Origin of the sequence: Legionella steelei (genome assembly GCF_001468005.1) — a bacterium.
Classification (GTDB): domain Bacteria; phylum Pseudomonadota; class Gammaproteobacteria; order Legionellales; family Legionellaceae; genus Legionella; species Legionella steelei.
In genome coordinates, this window is record NZ_LNYY01000002.1 from 24,106 (window position 1) to 41,051 (window position 16,946).

Sequence of the window (16,946 nt, forward strand, 5' to 3'; positions counted from 1 at the left end):
ACGATAATAAAATCTATGGTGTTATGTATAAAAATAACCTTAATACAAAAAACACAAAAATTGGATAAAATTTGTATGATTTATGGATATGTTCGGGTAAGTACTCAAGATCAAAGTGTTGATAGTCAGAAAAATAGTATCAGTCGATATTGCATTGATCAAAAACTGATGGTGGATGAGTGGATAGAGTTAGAAATGTCTTCGCGAAAGTCTACTGCTCAGCGTCGAATTGATGAGTTATTAAATAAATTAGCACCAAGTGACATTGTTATTGCCTCAGAATTATCACGGTTAGGACGTTCAATTAAGGAAACACTTAATACAATAGAAACGATTATCGAGGATAAACAAGCAAGACTAATTCTTATTAAGCAAGCTCTTGATTTAAATCCAGCTGCTAAAAACAATGTGGCAAATAAAGTTCTAATTACTATTTTTTCTATGCTTGCGGAGTTAGAGAGAGATTTTATTTCGGAAAGAACCAAAGAAGGATTAAAAGCAAGAGCAGCTAAGGGAATTAAACTTGGGAAACCTAAAGGAGTAATTCAAACTTCAATGTATGATCAAGACAAAGATAAAATATTGCATCTTCATCAATTAGGGGTCCCCATACAAAAAATTATTGCGACCCATTTAGGCTATGGAAAGTATTTATCATTATCCACTTATATCCGTAAAGTAAACAACTTACAGGTTGAAAATGAATCACAATATTAAAATTAAATTCGCAACAATTGACGATGTCTCTTTAATTCTGCAATTTATTAAAGAATTAGCTGAATACGAGCAATTGCTTCATGGGATTGTAGCAACTGAGGAACTATTGCAAGAAACCCTATTTGGTAAGCACTCTCATGCGGAAGTAATTATAGGGTATTTTAATGACCAACCAGTTGGTTTTGCTTTATTTTTCCATAATTTTTCCACTTTTTTGGGCAGACCCGGGATTTATTTGGAGGATCTCTACGTCAAACCAGAAGCTCGCGGACAAGGAATTGGAAAAATTATGTTAGCTTATTTAGCTCAACTAGCTAAAGATAGAAATTGCGGCCGATTAGAATGGTGGGTATTAGATTGGAATGAAACGGCTATTAATTTTTATAAAAGTTTAGGTGCTAAAGCCATGGATGAATGGACTGTTTATCGAGTAACAGGTGAAGCATTAGATAATTTAGCTAATAACTACAAGATAAAAAAGGAGTAAGATATTCATTGCCAGTTTGGGCTGGATATGCGGTAAAACCCAAGGCAGGATGCCCGATGGAACGCCGCGCTCTGATATGCTGACGGCTCAAGTCACTATGGATTTACCCTTTTTTACCGCCAACCGCCAAGACCGCCAACTCAATGCAAGCCTTAATAAATTAAATGCCACCCAAATGGACAGACACATCCATTATCGCGATTTACTCCAATCGCTTAACATACAATATACTACTTGGGAACACCTTGTAGAGCGCGAACATTTATACAATAAGCAATTAATTCCAGAAGCAAAACAAAATGCCAAAGCTGCATTACTCGCCTATCAAAATACCACAACCGAACTGACCACTGTATTACGCGCCTACAGCAGTGAATTAACCATTCAACTAGAACACATGCAACTCCAAGTAGAGCGCTTAAAAGCTCATGCGACTTTGCTCTATCTCGAAGGAACGCCAACATGAACAAAAAATTAATTGCTCTTGCACTCATTACTCTGATTCTAGGCGTTGTTCTTGGACGATGGACCACTAACACCACCGTGTCCCAAAAGGATAAAAAACCCATGTATTGGATTGATGCCATGGAGCCAACCATTCACTACCCAGGACCTGGAACATCACGTATGGGTATGGAGTTAACTCCTGTCTATGCGGAGGAACATCAGAATGAGGCAACAGTACACATCTCACCTGCCGTTATTAATAATTTAGGCATTCGCCTTGCGCCCGTAGTACAAACCAATTTAGCAAAAACAATGGATACCATAGGCTATGTAGAGCCTAATGAGAATCAAATTGGTCACATTCACACTTATGCCGATGGTTGGGTAAAAAACCTAGTGGTTAAAACAATGGGTGAACCAGTAAAAAAAGGCCAACTCCTATTACAATATTATTCTCCCCAGTTGGTCACTGCTCAAGAAGAATATTTGATCGCTTTAGAAAGTAAAAATCCTGTCTTAATCAATGCATCCTATAAAAAATTACAAGCCTTACACATCTCTGAACAACAAATTCAAGAAATCAAAACAACCCGCAAGGCCAATCAATTAGTGGCTATCTATGCGCCTCAAGAGGGGATTGTGGCCCAGCTGAATATTCGTGAAGGCATGCGAGTAACCCCCGATACGGAGATGATGAGTCTTGTAGACCTCGCTAGTGTATGGATGATTGCCCAGATTTTTGAAGAACAAGCCAATTGGGTCCATATCGGCGACTGTGCAACAGCAAAAATATCTGCTTTTCCACAACAACAATGGAAAGGTGCTGTAGAGTATATTTATCCGCAATTAGATCCCACAACCCGCACTGTTAAAGTCAGATTTCGCTTTGAAAATCCGGATGGCCAGTTAAAACCTAATATGTATGTCAGTATTGTCATTCTGACACAACCTAAAACCAATGTGCTCAATATTCCCCTTGAGGCATTAATTAGAAATAGTCAAGGCGATCGAGTGATTGTTGCCTTAGGTCAAGGACGATTTGAAGTCCGCCCTGTAACAATAGGGATGGAAGCAGAAAATCAAGTGGAAATTATCTCAGGACTAAAGCGTGGGGAGGAGGTAGTCATCTCCGGGCAATTTCTTCTGGACTCCGAATCTAATTTAAAAACTGGACTTGAACGGCTACAAACACCTAAAAAGAACATGAGTGACCAAGTATCTGCTGCATCAGCGGATACAATAATTAGGGGATTGGGAACTATAAAAGAAGTGAACCCAACCAAGCATTCTTTAACGATACAGCACGATGCCATACCTACTTTAAATTGGCCTGCAATGAAAATGAATTTTCCAGTGTCACCAGAAATTGTGTTGGATGATTTTAAAATCGGAGACTTAATTCAATTTGATTTAGAAAAAAAGAACACTGATTTTATGATTACGAAGATAAAAAAACTACCCAAGGACGATCACTCTAAATGATAGCTGCCATTATTCGCTGGTCTATTAAAAATCGCTTTTTAACTTTACTGATGACCGGCATGCTCATACTCGGCGGCATTTATACAGTGAAACATACTGTAGTCGATGCCATTCCTGATTTGTCTGATGTGCAAGTCATCTTAAAAACGGAGTTTCCGGGACAAGCCCCTCAAATAGTTGAAGATCAAGTGACTTATCCCTTAACTACCGCGATGCTCTCAGTACCCGGTGCTGTGACTGTACGAGGTGAATCCGGTTTTGGGGTGTCTTATGTGTATGTTATTTTCCAAGATGGAGTTGATTTGTATTGGGCTCGCTCTCGCGTTTTGGAATATCTAAGTCAAATTGCCAATCGTCTGCCTCCGGGAGCCCAACCCTCTTTAGGTCCTGATGCAACCGGTGTGGGCTGGGTGTACGAATATGCATTAGTCGATCGCACAGGAACTCGTGATCTCGCACAATTAACCAGTTTACAAAATTGGTTTTTAAAATACGAATTACAAAAAGTACCCGGTGTGGCTGAAGTAGCCACCGCAGGAGGAATGGTTAAGCAATATCAAATAACTTTAGATCCCGATCGTTTACGCGCCTACGGATTAACTCTTGCACAAGTCAAACAAGCCATTGTGCGTGGTAATCGTGAAGCAGGAGGCTCTGCCATTGAAGTAGGAGAAGCCGAATACATGATACGTGCTAAAGGGTATCTAAACTCCATAAAAGATATGGAACAAATTCCAGTGGGACTTGGCAAAAATGGCATTCCTATCTTATTACAAGAAGTCGCTCAGGTGCAGTTAGGCCCACAAATGCGCCGGGGTATCACCGAACTCAATGGTCAAGGTGAAGCTGTAGGCGGCATTATCGTCATGCGTTTTGGGCAAAACGCCATGCAAACCATAGCCCATGTCAAAGAAAAACTAAAGCTATTGCAAGCCAGTTTACCCAAAGGGGTAGAGATTATTACAACGTATGATCGCGCCAACTTAATTCAACGTGCCATTAATACTTTAAAAGACAAATTGATTGAGGAATTTATTGTTGTTTCGCTCATTTGTGTTGTCTTTTTATTTCATTTTCGTTCTTCATTAATTATTGTCATAAGCCTTCCTATTGGCATTTTATTGGCGCTAATGGTCATGCACCTTCAAGGCATTAATGCCAACATCATGTCTCTAGGAGGTATTGCCATAGCCATTGGTGCTATGGTTGATGCCGCGATTGTCATGATTGAAAACGCCCATAAACATCTTGAACATAACGTTCTTACAGAAATGAATCGCTGGCACATCATGGAGCAAGCAGCTCTCGAGGTTGGACCTCCTTTATTTTTTTCCTTACTGATTATTACCATTAGTTTTCTACCCGTGTTCACCTTGCAAGCGCAAGAAGGACGATTATTCGCGCCTCTTGCCTATACCAAAACCTATGCCATGGCCGCTGCTGCAATGCTCTCCATTACTTTAGTCCCCGCACTTATGGGATATCTCATTCGAGGCAAAATCAGACAAGAACATGAAAATCCGGTTAACCGTTTCTTGCTAGCCCTTTATCAACCCGTGTTACACGCCAGTTTAAATGCTCCAAAAATGGTTTTAGCCGGAGCCACTCTGATTGTTGTTCTGGGTTTTTTACCCTTTCATTATCTGGGTAATGAGTTTATGCCCGAACTGGATGAAGGGGATTTGCTCTATATGCCAACAACATTCCCGGGGATTTCCATCGGCAAGGCACAACAACTGCTGCAACAGACGGATAAACTCATCGCGACTATTCCGGAGGTCAAAACAGTATTTGGTAAAATAGGCAGAGCAGAAACTGCAACCGACCCAGCCCCCTTATCGATGGTTGAAACAACCATTCAATTTAAGCCCAAAGATGAATGGCGCCCAGGTTTGACCATGGACAAGTTACGCGAGGAACTGTCTTTACGCCTTAAGTTGCCTGGACTGTCGAACGCTTGGGTCATGCCGATCAAAACTCGCATTGACATGTTAGCCACAGGAATAAAAACTCCTGTGGGGATTAAAATTGCAGGTCCTGACTTAAACACCATTCAATCTATTGGAGAACAACTCGAAAGTATCTTAAAAAGCATACCTGGTACCACGTCTGTTTTTGCAGAGCGAGTCGCAAGCAGTCATTACATCTTTATTGACATTAACCGCCTTAAAGCGGCCCGTTATGGATTAAATATTGAAGACATTCAAGAAATTATTGAAACAGCTGTTGGTGGCATGAATGTAACTCAAACGATTGAAGGACGAGAACGTTATCCTGTGAACCTGCGCTATCCGCGTGACATTCGTGACTCTTTAGAAAAACTTCGTTTACTGCCTATTGTCACACCTACAGGTGCCACGATTCCGTTAAGTGAAGTCGCTTCTGTCTCGATTACAGAAGGACCTGACATGATTCGCAGTGAAAATGCACGGCTTAATGGGTGGGTATATATTGATATCGCCGGACGCGATTTAGGCTCTTATGTTCAAGAAGCACAAAATGCCGTTCAGAGCCAAGTAAAACTACCAGCAGGTTATTCATTAACCTGGTCTGGTCAATATGAATACTTAGAACGTGCCAAACAACGTCTCACTTTAGTTGCACCTTTAACCTTAGCAATTATTGCTTTTCTGTTATACCTTAATTTTGGTCGCTTAGGCGAAGTCTTGATTATCTTAGGAACATTGCCCTTAGCATTAGTTGGTGGGGTTTGGCTTTTATATTTATTAGGCTATCACCTATCTGTCGCAGTGGGCATTGGGTTTATTGCTTTAGCTGGGGTGGCCGCAGAAACCGGAGTCATCATGCTCGTATTTCTTAATCAAGCTTTGGAAAAAGTAAGGCTTGAGGCGTTACAGCAACAGCGTGCCCTGACTCAAGCAGATGTTTTTGATGCGGTAGTGGCAGGAGCCCTGCTTAGGCTTCGCCCAAAAATAATGACGGTCACAGCAATTATCGGTGGTCTATTACCGATCATGCTATTAAGCGGTACAGGCTCTGAAGTGATGAGACGCATTGCGGCCCCAATGGTTGGAGGCATGCTCAGTGCAACCGTACTTACTTTGATTGTTATTCCAGTGGTTTATCTACTTTGGCAGCAAAGAAAATATAATAAATAATGAATGACAAAAAAGTTATCTGACTGTTTTTTTAAATACTGCAGTCGATGGTCCCAGGCGGCGGTTGCTGAAGAAGTTGGACTTTGTAAGGAGTTACTTATGAATAAAGCTATTTGTTTAATTACCCTTTTTATTATAACAGGCACCATAATGGGTTGCGTGCCAAGACATGTAGAGCCAGGTGCTAAAAACATCACTATTCTCTATGACAAAAATACTCAGCATTTAAATGATTGTAAGTTTCTGGGAAAAATATCAGGCAAGGATGTACACGGTATGACACTTCAACGCTCATGGGGATTGGAAAAAATCTCAAAAACGATGATGTCAATTTTCTTAAAAGCGAAGGGGACAAATTAAATGCTAATGTTGTTGTGTTTGAAAAACATCAAACCTTGATTAAACGATTCCATACATGGAGCCTAAATCGACATACGGAGATTAGCATCCATTCTATTGAAAGAAGTGCCTATCGATACTCTTCACAAATAATGCTCACAATCAAACAATTGAATACCATGAATCATTCGGTTTATTGTCCGTTATCATAGAAAACAATGGAGAATATTGGTGTTAGCAATGAGATAATTTGTTGATCGCATTGAAGCAACTCATCATTTTGTTGAGGTTCAATGAGATTGATGGTTAACCGAATGTTTTGATAAAATTCGGTAGGTTAGTAGAGCAATCTTCTCTTGCTTATTATACAATTTATGCTCTTAATGAGAAGGCCACGATGAAATGCGAACCCATTATTTTTATTTAGTTTTATTACTATTGACATCCATTGTTCCTGTAAATACTTATGCAGAATCAATTACTGCATCCCAACATCCTATTGATGAGGACAAAACCATCAATGAAACGTTCTCTCTTTTAAATGATCGTGGCGTAGCTTATGCCGTAGGTCATGAGGCACCCAAAAATAACGTTGAAGCCGTGAAGCGCTTTCGCCAAGCTGCCAAACATGGATTACCCGTGGCGCAACGTAACCTTGGCATTATGTACGCATTCGGTAAAGGCGTACCGCAAAGCGATCTGAAAGCCGCTGTATATTTTCGTAAAGCAGCGGAACAAGGGGATGTCATAGCCCAGCTAAATCTTGGTGTGATGTGTGTTACTGGAAAAGGGGTCGCAAAAAATGAAAGCGAAGCAGTGACATGGTTTCGTAAAGCAGCACATCAAGGATTACCGATAGCGCAACGCAATCTAGGCCTCATGTATGGCATGGGTAAGGGGATAAAACAAAATTATACTAAAGCGTTTGCGTGGTTTCGCAAAGCAGCGCAGCAAGGAGAGCCTATCGCGCAACTTGATCTTGCAGCAATGTATGTTGATGGAAAAGGAGTACAACAAAGTGATACGGAAGCCTTCTCATGGTTTCGAAAGGCAGCAGTACAAGGGGAGAAGATGGCTCAACTTCATCTTGGCTTCATGTATGCACAGGGTAAAGGGGTCCAGCAAAATGAACTTGAAGCAACACAGTGGATTAGTAAAGCGGCACAACAAGGATTGGCTTTAGCGCAATTCAACTTAGGTACACGGTATGCAGAGGGCTTGGGGATTGAGCAAGACGATGCAAACGCCGTGACATGGTTTCGTAAAGCGGCAGAACAAGGAAATGTTTTGGCTCAACGCAGCCTTGCGATTATGTTCTCTACTGGACGAGGCATTCAGCAAAGTGATGTGGATGCGGTTAAGTGGTTTAAGCAGGCAGCACAACAAGGAGATTTAGTTGCCGAGTACAATCTTGGGGTGAAATACATCACGGGTAAAGGTGTTGCTCAAAATGATTCGAAAGCCGTTGCCTATTTTCGCAGGGCAGCGGAACGGGGGTTTCCCGAAGCCCAGTATGCCCTTGCTGCCGTATACCATGATGGGGTAGGAGTTGAGAAAAATGATACTGAAGCGATGAAGTGGCTTCGAAAAGCCGCTCAGCAAGGAAATGCTAGTGCGCGAATACGATTAAATGCTTTGGAGCAAGGGTAAATCCGTACTACTTTTTATCATTAGGATGATTGAGATGACCGATAAAATACGCGGAAGGGTAAAATGGTTTAATAAAGACAAAGGATTTGGCTTTATTGAGAGCAGCGGCAAAGATTATTTTGTTCATTTTAGTGCCATTCAAGGGAGTGGCTTTAAAAACCTTTTTGAAGGAGCTCGTGTTTTATTTAAAATTAGCAAAGACCAGAAAGGTTTACAGGCCGAAGAAGTTGAGGTTACTTAACAATTCATTTATTTTCTTATCCGAAAATGAATAACCATTCAAAACAAAGGAGTTGTTTATGAAACGAATGACAGCAGTGGTAACAGGAGGTACAGGTGGGATAGGTTCTGCCATATGCCAGCGCCTTGCGGCTGATTACCAAGTCATTGCATGTTATTTTAAAAATGGCAAACATGACGAAGCAAAACGATGGCAAGAAAGTCAGAGAGAGGCAGGTTATGATGTAGATATCCTCTATGGTGATACCACTCAATTTGCTGATTGTGAAAAACTCACCGATTTATTGAAGGAGCGCTATGGACGCATCGATGTTTTAGTCAATAATGCGGGCATCACCTGTGATACGACCTTAAAAAAAATGACTTCATTACAATGGCAACAGGTTATTGATGCTAATTTGACCAGTGTCTTTAATATGACGCGCAATGTGTTACCTAACATGCTTGAGCAAGGATGTGGTCGAATTATTAGCATTTCATCAATTAATGGACGCAAGGGGCAATTTGGTCAATGTAATTATGCAGCCACCAAAGCAGCCTTATTTGGTTTTAGCAAAAGCTTAGCCCAGGAAGTGGCAAGTAAAGGAATTACGGTGAATACCATCTCTCCAGGCTACATTGAAACGCCGATGCTTTGTGCGATGAAAGAGGACATATTAAAGTCTATCATTACACACATTCCAGTAGGCCGTTTAGGCACGCCGCAAGAGATTGCCAATGCCGTGGCGTTCTTGTCTTCTTCAGAATCCGGGTTTATTACAGGTGCCAATCTTGATATTAATGGAGGGCAATACATGTAGATGTCCTACTAATTGGGATGAGTTGCTGATTTTCGGTGAGTCAGGACTTTGCATCATGCGCCAATTTTCGTTTTTAGCCGTTTGGCTCCTCAGCGCAGTTTTCGCCATCATGTAGCTTTGGTTTTTCCGAAAAACTAAAGCGCATCGTATCAAAAGCAATGACTTTAATGAGCTTATTTGCCTTTGTTGCCTGTACAAAGCTTCCTACTGGACTCATTGTATCCTTGGCGTGAGAAAAAGATGAATTAATACCAATCTCTGATAAGAAGCCTGTCAAAATAATTATTCTGCATAATGCCACCATCCTATTTAAAAACCTTTATAATCCATTTTAAATTAACATTAATTTATAAATTAGGAATGGAGTATAGTGCGCTCCACAGTGCACACTATACCCGTTTCTGCCCTAGGAAATCGCAGTTAAAAAATTCCAAGAATAAATGGCAGCTCCTTTCTTACAGTAGTACAGTAAGACCAAAAGTTATCGTATCTTGACTGGCTGCTTCCCCATTAATTATTTGTATGTTTTTAAAGGCACCATAATTTTGCTCATGTTCATACTCCACATTAATATTTAATCCAGGGGCTATACGATAATAAGGCCTGACAATATAGCGCATTTGATTAAGCCCATTTCCGATATTCGCTTGAATAACTGTCTTTGACGCCAGAATACTGCGTACCCCTGCCCTAATGAAAAAATTATTGGTAATTTGAGTATCTCGTGATAATTCCAAATCAAGTTTAGCACTGCCGTTATAGTAATAACCTCGAAGGTTGGTATCGATAAAATAAGGCATTAATCCTTCAATACCAATACCTGGTTGCCAATAAGGAGTATTTGCTGGCTTATTGGTGTAGTTAGCCCCAGCTTTAATTGCCCAAAACTGACTGATTAAATGCCAATAAAAAATATCAATGTCAGCACTTTCGACTTTCCCTTTCAACAGTTCTGCATCATTAACAAACAATTCCAGCTTATCGTAATCAGGACCATATAAACCCTTATAATTAAGACGTTGTGCATTATGAAACGGATCGGCTCCGCCATCAATAAATGAGGCGCGCCACAAACCTGCAGGATGCACCATCGGATGCTTCACTAAAGAAGTATCAATAGGCATCGTTTCATCCATTCTCACAATGGGGCGATTATAATAAGCAGTTTGTTTTATAATATCTTGCGGCTTCTTTTCACCTTTTGTAATGTCTATTAAGGTAGAGTACTGAAACACCCGAGACATACCGGTCATCATGTGATAAAGAAAATGGCAGTGAAAAAACCACTGGCCACTGGCATCCGTATCGACATCCGCCGTTATCGTAGCACCTGGTGGCACATCAATCGTATGTAATAAAGGATCGTAGGCATCATTTCCCTTACGCAAAATAAACCAATGACCATGAATGTGCATGGGATGATGCATCATGGATGTATTGGTAAACACAAATCGATAGCGTTTCCCAGGATCTAACCGTATGGGTTTTGCTTTATAAGCAGGCACTCCGTTGATGAACCAAATAAATCGATCCATATACCCGAACAATTCCATATTAATCACATGAGCTACTGGTGTGTTTGGATCATTCGTTTTCACTGCAGCAATCATCGGTTGATATTTAGTACCCAATGAGGTTTTGTAAGAAGAGCTCTGTGGACCCATTTTGTCTCCAATAATGGTAGGCTCCGTAGGCATCTTCATGTTGGAATCCATCTTCATACTGGAGTCCATCTTCATGTTGGAGTCCATCTTCATGTTGGAGTCCATTTTCATGTTGGAGTCCATCTTCATGTTGGAGTCCATCTTCATGTTGGAATCCATCTTCATGTTGGAATCCATCTTCATGTTGGAATCCATCTTCATGTTGGAATCCATCTTCATGTTGGAGTCCATCTTCATGTTGGAATCCATCTTCATGTTGGAATCCATCTTCATGTTGGAATCCATCTTCATGTTGGAATCCATCTTCATGTTGGACATAGAAGAGGAAATATTTGCCTCCTTAACTTGTAGTTTTTTCTTGCCCACTTCATGAGACATTGAACTCATTTTCATCTTAGAAGAATTGGTTCCCTCTTTTTTCTTAGTAGATGATTTAATTACTTGAGGTAGAGTACCCTGATTCATCCTGCCCATCATCATAGCCATCATATCTCGGCTAACAGGCAATGGTTCGGGAAAGGGCGAAGCTTTTTGGTAATCAACAATTTGTTGAGGAGATGTAACCAACGCACCATATGCAGCTCCTACGGTATCTAAAGATTCTGCATAAATAATATAAGGTTTATTTTTTTCAATTGGAACGAGTACATCATAAGTTTCACCGGATGCAATCGCAAAATCTTTAATAGCATAGGGTCTCACATCATTGCCTTGTGCCTGCACCATCTGCATTTCAGATCCTGGAATTTTCACACGAAAAATGGTGCTTCCTCCGGCGCCAATAAAGCGCAACCGTACCACATCCCCTTTCTTCACCACAGCAGTCCAAGGCTTGAATTTGGGTTGACCATTGAGTAAAAAAGCATCATAAGCCACGTCGCTAAAATCATAAATACTCATGCGCATTTGTTGCATCATTTTATAATCATTAAACAATTGTTTACGCTCATCTGCAGAGCCCTTTTTATAATCATGAATAAATTTCACTAAAGAGGGCTGCAGCGGAAATCGTGGGGAATAATAATCCCCTTCTTTTTTTAGATTTTTTAAAATCTGTTCGGGTTTGGTATTGCTCCAATCCGATAACACCACCACAAAATCTTTCGTGTATTTGTATTTAGGCGCCTTAATCGGATCGATGACGAATGCTCCATACAGGCCCTGTTGCTCTTGTAATTCTGCATGAGCATGGTACCAATACGTTCCTGATTGTTTGAGCACAAACCGATAATGAAACACTCCTCCTGGTGGAATCGCTTCTTGACTTACATGTTCCACCCCGTCCATTTGCCAAGGAACTAACACACCATGCCAATGGATTGATGTAGGTTTATCCATATGATTGGACACATTAATAGTAACCTCATCGCCTTCCTTAAAACGTAGTGTGGGTGCTGGAATTTGATTATTTACTGCAATTGCTACTCGCGGTTTCCCAGCAAAATAAACGGTCTTGTACGCCACATCTAAATTGACAACACGCTGTGCAGAAAATACATTCGTCATCACCAAAAGACTGGTGAGAAACACCATTATTTTTTTCACCAAAATCCTTTCTCCCTTATTATTCTGAGCGCTCGCTTATTCGTATTAAGAAAAAGATTAAAAATTAATCGAGATGTTGTTCATGGGCTTTTCTCATGATGGTGCTGGGTTTCGCCATCTGTGCTGGGTAAAGACAAAACACCCAAGCCGTGACGATACACCAACTCACCACCACGCCAGGCCGTAGAAAGCAACAGTCCCTGAACAAGAAACATTGCAATAAGAAACGAAAAGGTCATTGCTTTTTGCTTGTAATAGCGCCATAAAGACCAAATTGCAACGAGCCACATCACAACAGCAGTGGATAATGCCCAATTGCGATGACTCATCATGGCCAAATGCGCTGGTTCATCATGTTTAACGGTATTATAAGCATAGAGCCCTGCAAGAACGGTCAATATCGTTACTAAAGCGGCGCACCATAAACACCACCGGGCTACAATTTCAAACTCTATCGTCATTTTATTTGGAACGAGACGCGTGTATTTAGATATATACGTCAGTAGATAGAAACCAAAAGCAGACGTAAATAACGCCACAGTAAAATGCACTAAAATTGGATGCCAATTGGGTAGTATTTCAAACATTGTAAAATCCTTTTTATTTGTGACTTTATCATACTGATACCAATTTCATTATGCTCTATTATTCATTGTAAATAAATCCTCCAAACCAGCACCTTAGGAATAATACACCATCGCTCATCGATAAAAGTTTTGAGTCCGCGTTGATATTGTTTTTAAGATGCCTGTATCAGTCGTCTTGTCTCGAATAATGACTCGAGTATTTCCCGTAACTGCGCTGTATTATTTCTCAATGTATTCAATTCATCCAATTCGCCTTAGTATCTTCTTTATCGTTTACATCTCTTGTTTTATCAAGGCGTGCGGCCAACTGCCCTACATCACTTAAGTTATTTTGCAGTGTCTTTGTCGGATCATCCGATAACTCTTGTTTAAAGAATGCAGTGTATTCTACTCAATCAGTTTTTCAGTGAAATTGATGTTGCTAATCATTAGCCTTTATTTGGGATTGATAAGCCAACCAAAACAAAGGGGCTTGCTTTGCTAGATGGGCTCGACCAACGGTTAAATAAAAAACTCCTGGAACATGTGCCCTTAAACTTTATATAAATTGACGTCTTCCTTTAAATGTTTGACAATAGCATCCAATTTGTAAATAAATGCCATCATCTCTTTAATGCCACTAGAAAAAGTTGAAGTCGTGCGATTAATCTCATTCATACTTTCAACAATTTGTTCAATACCTACAGCTTCCTGACGGATGGCTACTTCAATGTGTTGACTGGAAATGGATGCTTCATTAATCATCTGATTTAATGTTTGAATCACCTCACCGGCTTTTTCGATGCATTTTGATCCTGAGTCAAGAGTCTTTGTGCCTTCTTCTGTAACGGTGACAGCTTTTTCAGTAGTTCGTCGAATGTCCTCAAGAATTTTTTGTACGTGCACGGTAGATTGTTCAGATTGTTCGGCAAGATTTCTTACTTCAGTGGCGACTGCTGCAAAACCTTTTCCTGCCTCACCCGCTTTTGAGGCTTCAATCGATGCATTCAATGCCAACATCTTTGATTGTTGTGCAAGGGTATTTACTACCGAAGTAATGTCGCCAATTTGTTGGGTATGATTGCTTAAATCAAGAATGGTTTGTGCGATAAGCTTCATCTTTTCTTCTGATGCTTTGATTCCGTGAATACTATGCTCTACCGATTCGGTACCCAGCTTTCCTTGTTCGTACGTATTTTTAGCAGCCTCTCTTAAGGCTTGTGCTTTAACCATCGTTTTTTTTGAGCTCTTATCAATTTCTTCAAGAGAAGCACTGATTTCATTCATTGCAGTGGCTTGAGAAGTAATGCCCTCTGCTTGTTCATTCGCTGAAGAGAGAACCGTTTCAACCATAGTCACAATATCATTACTTACTTGAGTAATTTTTTTAGTAATGGACGCCAGACCATCGGTCATCAAATTTAAATCGTGACCAAGATCATGTAAAATATCTTCTTTATCAATCTCAAGACACTCACGCAAATCTCCTGCAGCAACTTTACTGCTGTGTGCTCTAAATTTTTTCGATGAACTGACCAGTTTTTCAAAGAGTTCTCGAGAGGCATTCAGTATGGAGACTTGGGCTTGATAAAAAGGTACATATAATTCTTGGAGCTTGCCCCACTCATGCTGTAGCTTTGGATTATCTAATTGGCGCATCACCCGATCCCACTGGCCTCTAACACGATTTATTTCATTCCATATATGTGCAAAATACACTTTATCCTTGGGATCTCCGGTCATGGCCCAATGTTCAAGAATGTCTTGAGCTTGATAAATTTGGCTATCAAGGATTGGTGGTAAATTTTCACGATGAATTTTATGGGTCAGCGTAATGACACAATTTACTCTGGGCAGTAACAGCATAATTAATATCAATAAAGGCAAACTCAGTGCCATAAATCCTATAACTAATCGAGCCCCCATTGTAATTACAAAACTTCGTTTATTGATTTTGTTTTCCATAAATTATTCCTATCCCCTATTCCTTAGGATTAGCAAGAATGATGATGCACTATGAGAATATATTTTAATCACACCATGTTTTTGCTTCCCATAAGGCGCATTGGCATTCTTATTAAAACTCTAATAAGTTGAAGAACTACAAAGACCTTCTTTATTTAAAGTTTCTTTATGTTCCGTTTGTAAGGTGGTGTGCCTAATATTAAATTGAGAGAATAAGATGTTCTGAACGTTCGTTCTTATGGGCTCTTCTTCTACGTTAAGAGCAACAACAAGATGGGCTGTGAGACTGATTTTATCACTGGTAATCGCCCAAACATGCAAGTCATGTACACCCAAAACTCCTTCTACCTTCATCATCTGCGCTTTAATTTTTTCTAGATTAACTCCAGATGGCACCCCTTCTAGAAGAATATTCACCGTTTCCTTCAAAAGAACCCAAGTGCGGGGTAATACCCACAAACCAATTACTACCGCCACAGCCGAATCAACCCAACTCCAACCCCAAAAGCGAATGATGAGTGCCGCCGCAATCACCCCTAAAGAGCCTAACATATCACTCCACACTTCAAGATAAGCACTTTTAATATTTAAACTTTTATCTTTTTCTGAAGAAAGAAGCGACATGGAAGCCAAATTGACGACTAAACCCATGCTGGCAATAATAAGCATTCCTAAAGAATAAATCTCAGGAGGTTGTTTGAGGCGCTGATAAGCCTCAAACAGTATATAAAGAGCAACTACAAAAAGAAGGGCCGCGTTAAATGCTGCCGCTAATATTTCAAATCGATAATAACCAAAGGTGCGGCGCTCATCAGCAGGACGTTTACTAATCCGAATCGCAATTAAAGCAATAATGAGTGCGGTCACATCCGTGAGCATGTGTGCCGCATCAGATATTAACGCTAAGCTCCCCGTGACAATGCCCCCAATCACTTCAGCAATTAGAAAACCACCCGTTAGCAAAAGAGCAGACCAAAGTAACCGCTCTTTTGAAGATTTTTTGACATCAGGAAATACGTTTTTACCCATTACTTCTCCTTATCACCGGCCGCTATTTTAATTTAAATGAAACCCCATGGAGGAAAATCGCTGTAATGATAAGAAAAGTAATTAAGGCAACATAAAATTGAATGGTTTTCTTCTGTTTTAGAAATAACAAGGTAAGGCCGATCAATATGAGAATTACGAAACCTAAAGAACCTAAAAACCATCCATTGGTAAACATGATGTATTCCTATTTAGTTGTTCTTGTTTTGATGCACATGCCCACCCTCGCCACCAAATCCCCCCTCATAGCCACTTTCAGGATGAGTTTGAGCAGGCGTTGTCTTGGGGGTACACGCTGACAAACCAAAACCCAACAAACCAATCAACACAATCATCTTAAATCCATTAGTATTCATTATTTCTCCTTAAAAACGAGCCACATATCATTAACACTCTTCACATCGTAACATAATGAATACTAGAAGATAAATGAGCCTTATCTACTCTCCAAAAAGATTCATTTTTTAAGATTTTTTAGAAAATCAAGCAATTGTAATGCATCCATTTTGGATATGGGCTTTTTAAAATAAATCCTGCTGCCCTGAGATTGGTGCTCCTCGTTATGGTTAGAAGTCAAAATGATTATGGGCGTCTGTTCATTGAATACCGAATTTTTTTGTATGTGGTCAATCAGCTCATAGCAATTTAACTTGTTATCCACTAAGATAAAATCATAAGCTCTCATAAAGGCCAGTTCTATTGCCGATTCAGCATCCCAAGCCATATCCACCGAATGCTTGTACTCTAATAAATGTGCACGAATGATAATACGAGCGCCTAATGAGGATTCGACCACTAAAAAACGTAAAGAATGAGCACTATCTTGCTCATTAGGAACCCACTCATTCATCATCCACCCAATTCAAGATAAAACTACC

General features: G+C 40.2%; 17 protein-coding genes. 9 read left to right on the forward strand and 8 right to left on the reverse strand.

Annotated elements, in window-relative coordinates; genetic code table 11:
- Positions 1–75: 75 nt before the first annotated feature.
- The 9 genes from Lste_RS00760 to phbB all read left to right on the forward strand — a co-directional run bounded on the left by Lste_RS00760 (position 76) and on the right by phbB (position 9,281).
- On the forward strand, positions 76–717 hold the full coding sequence (locus Lste_RS00760; RefSeq protein ID WP_058509210.1) for a recombinase family protein: 642 nt from the start codon (positions 76–78) through the stop codon (positions 715–717).
- Positions 701–1,204: a GNAT family N-acetyltransferase gene (locus tag Lste_RS00765; protein ID WP_058509181.1), complete on the forward strand. Its 504-nt coding sequence runs from the start codon at positions 701–703 to the stop codon at positions 1,202–1,204. The genes Lste_RS00760 and Lste_RS00765 overlap by 17 nt, the downstream gene beginning before the upstream one ends.
- Positions 1,205–1,253: 49 nt before the next feature.
- On the forward strand, positions 1,254–1,670 hold the full coding sequence (locus Lste_RS00770) for a TolC family protein (RefSeq protein WP_083503885.1): 417 nt from the start codon (positions 1,254–1,256) through the stop codon (positions 1,668–1,670).
- Complete coding sequence (locus tag Lste_RS00775; protein ID WP_080454164.1) at positions 1,667–3,133, forward strand: efflux RND transporter periplasmic adaptor subunit; 1,467 nt, start codon at positions 1,667–1,669, stop codon at positions 3,131–3,133. Before Lste_RS00770 ends, Lste_RS00775 begins: the two co-directional genes overlap by 4 nt.
- Complete coding sequence (locus Lste_RS00780) at positions 3,130–6,252, forward strand: efflux RND transporter permease subunit (RefSeq protein WP_058509182.1); 3,123 nt, start codon at positions 3,130–3,132, stop codon at positions 6,250–6,252. The genes Lste_RS00775 and Lste_RS00780 overlap by 4 nt, the downstream gene beginning before the upstream one ends.
- Before the next feature lie 99 nt (positions 6,253–6,351).
- On the forward strand, positions 6,352–6,612 hold the full coding sequence (locus Lste_RS00785) for a DUF4156 domain-containing protein (RefSeq protein ID WP_058509183.1): 261 nt from the start codon (positions 6,352–6,354) through the stop codon (positions 6,610–6,612).
- A 381-nt stretch (positions 6,613–6,993) separates the two neighbouring features.
- Positions 6,994–8,241, forward strand: a complete 1,248-nt coding sequence (locus Lste_RS00790) for a tetratricopeptide repeat protein (RefSeq protein ID WP_058509184.1) — start codon at positions 6,994–6,996, stop codon at positions 8,239–8,241.
- 34 nt (positions 8,242–8,275) lie between these two features.
- Positions 8,276–8,482 carry a cold-shock protein gene (locus Lste_RS00795; RefSeq protein ID WP_058509185.1) on the forward strand — a complete coding sequence of 69 codons (207 nt, stop codon included), beginning with the start codon at positions 8,276–8,278 and terminating at the stop codon, positions 8,480–8,482.
- A gap of 58 nt (positions 8,483–8,540) precedes the next feature.
- Positions 8,541–9,281: an acetoacetyl-CoA reductase gene (phbB, locus tag Lste_RS00800; protein ID WP_058509186.1), complete on the forward strand. Its 741-nt coding sequence runs from the start codon at positions 8,541–8,543 to the stop codon at positions 9,279–9,281.
- 73 nt (positions 9,282–9,354) lie between these two features.
- Here phbB and Lste_RS19040 read toward each other — a convergent pair whose 3' ends face one another.
- The 8 genes from Lste_RS19040 to Lste_RS00830 form a co-directional block, all read right to left on the reverse strand.
- Positions 9,355–9,498 carry a hypothetical protein gene (locus Lste_RS19040; protein ID WP_157070674.1) on the reverse strand — a complete coding sequence of 48 codons (144 nt, stop codon included), beginning with the start codon at positions 9,496–9,498 and terminating at the stop codon, positions 9,355–9,357.
- A 238-nt stretch (positions 9,499–9,736) separates the two neighbouring features.
- Positions 9,737–12,478: a multicopper oxidase domain-containing protein gene (locus tag Lste_RS00810; RefSeq protein ID WP_083503886.1), complete on the reverse strand. Its 2,742-nt coding sequence runs from the start codon at positions 12,476–12,478 to the stop codon at positions 9,737–9,739.
- A gap of 92 nt (positions 12,479–12,570) precedes the next feature.
- On the reverse strand, positions 12,571–13,077 hold the full coding sequence (locus Lste_RS00815; RefSeq protein WP_058509189.1) for a DUF2231 domain-containing protein: 507 nt from the start codon (positions 13,075–13,077) through the stop codon (positions 12,571–12,573).
- A gap of 531 nt (positions 13,078–13,608) precedes the next feature.
- On the reverse strand, positions 13,609–15,021 hold the full coding sequence (locus Lste_RS00820) for a methyl-accepting chemotaxis protein (protein WP_058509190.1): 1,413 nt from the start codon (positions 15,019–15,021) through the stop codon (positions 13,609–13,611).
- A gap of 120 nt (positions 15,022–15,141) precedes the next feature.
- Positions 15,142–16,050, reverse strand: a complete 909-nt coding sequence (locus Lste_RS00825; RefSeq protein ID WP_058509191.1) for a cation diffusion facilitator family transporter — start codon at positions 16,048–16,050, stop codon at positions 15,142–15,144.
- 22 nt (positions 16,051–16,072) lie between these two features.
- Positions 16,073–16,246 carry a hypothetical protein gene (locus tag Lste_RS19350; RefSeq protein WP_193393366.1) on the reverse strand — a complete coding sequence of 58 codons (174 nt, stop codon included), beginning with the start codon at positions 16,244–16,246 and terminating at the stop codon, positions 16,073–16,075.
- A gap of 13 nt (positions 16,247–16,259) precedes the next feature.
- Complete coding sequence (locus Lste_RS19355; protein ID WP_193393367.1) at positions 16,260–16,424, reverse strand: hypothetical protein; 165 nt, start codon at positions 16,422–16,424, stop codon at positions 16,260–16,262.
- Between the two features lie 101 nt (positions 16,425–16,525).
- The gene (locus Lste_RS00830; RefSeq protein ID WP_237760398.1) at positions 16,526–16,921 is read right to left on the reverse strand and encodes a response regulator; all 396 of its coding nucleotides are present in this window, start codon (positions 16,919–16,921) and stop codon (positions 16,526–16,528) included.
- Positions 16,922–16,946 lie beyond the last annotated feature (25 nt).

Coding starts and splice junctions, on each gene's coding strand:
- Lste_RS00795 (WP_058509185.1), top strand. CDS start 8,276: ATGACCGATAAAATACGCGGAAGGGTAAAATGGTTTAATAAAGACAAA.
- Lste_RS00820 (WP_058509190.1), bottom strand. CDS start 15,021: ATGGAAAACAAAATCAATAAACGAAGTTTTGTAATTACAATGGGGGCT.
- Lste_RS00790 (WP_058509184.1), top strand. CDS start 6,994: ATGCGAACCCATTATTTTTATTTAGTTTTATTACTATTGACATCCATT.
- phbB (WP_058509186.1), top strand. CDS start 8,541: ATGAAACGAATGACAGCAGTGGTAACAGGAGGTACAGGTGGGATAGGT.
- Lste_RS00760 (WP_058509210.1), top strand. CDS start 76: ATGATTTATGGATATGTTCGGGTAAGTACTCAAGATCAAAGTGTTGAT.
- Lste_RS00785 (WP_058509183.1), top strand. CDS start 6,352: ATGAATAAAGCTATTTGTTTAATTACCCTTTTTATTATAACAGGCACC.
- Lste_RS19355 (WP_193393367.1), bottom strand. CDS start 16,424: ATGAATACTAATGGATTTAAGATGATTGTGTTGATTGGTTTGTTGGGT.
- Lste_RS00825 (WP_058509191.1), bottom strand. CDS start 16,050: ATGGGTAAAAACGTATTTCCTGATGTCAAAAAATCTTCAAAAGAGCGG.
- Lste_RS19040 (WP_157070674.1), bottom strand. CDS start 9,498: ATGAGTCCAGTAGGAAGCTTTGTACAGGCAACAAAGGCAAATAAGCTC.
- Lste_RS00765 (WP_058509181.1), top strand. CDS start 701: ATGAATCACAATATTAAAATTAAATTCGCAACAATTGACGATGTCTCT.
- Lste_RS00780 (WP_058509182.1), top strand. CDS start 3,130: ATGATAGCTGCCATTATTCGCTGGTCTATTAAAAATCGCTTTTTAACT.
- Lste_RS19350 (WP_193393366.1), bottom strand. CDS start 16,246: ATGTTTACCAATGGATGGTTTTTAGGTTCTTTAGGTTTCGTAATTCTC.
- Lste_RS00815 (WP_058509189.1), bottom strand. CDS start 13,077: ATGTTTGAAATACTACCCAATTGGCATCCAATTTTAGTGCATTTTACT.
- Lste_RS00775 (WP_080454164.1), top strand. CDS start 1,667: ATGAACAAAAAATTAATTGCTCTTGCACTCATTACTCTGATTCTAGGC.
- Lste_RS00810 (WP_083503886.1), bottom strand. CDS start 12,478: ATGGTGTTTCTCACCAGTCTTTTGGTGATGACGAATGTATTTTCTGCA.
- Lste_RS00770 (WP_083503885.1), top strand. CDS start 1,254: ATGCCCGATGGAACGCCGCGCTCTGATATGCTGACGGCTCAAGTCACT.
- Lste_RS00830 (WP_237760398.1), bottom strand. CDS start 16,921: ATGATGAATGAGTGGGTTCCTAATGAGCAAGATAGTGCTCATTCTTTA.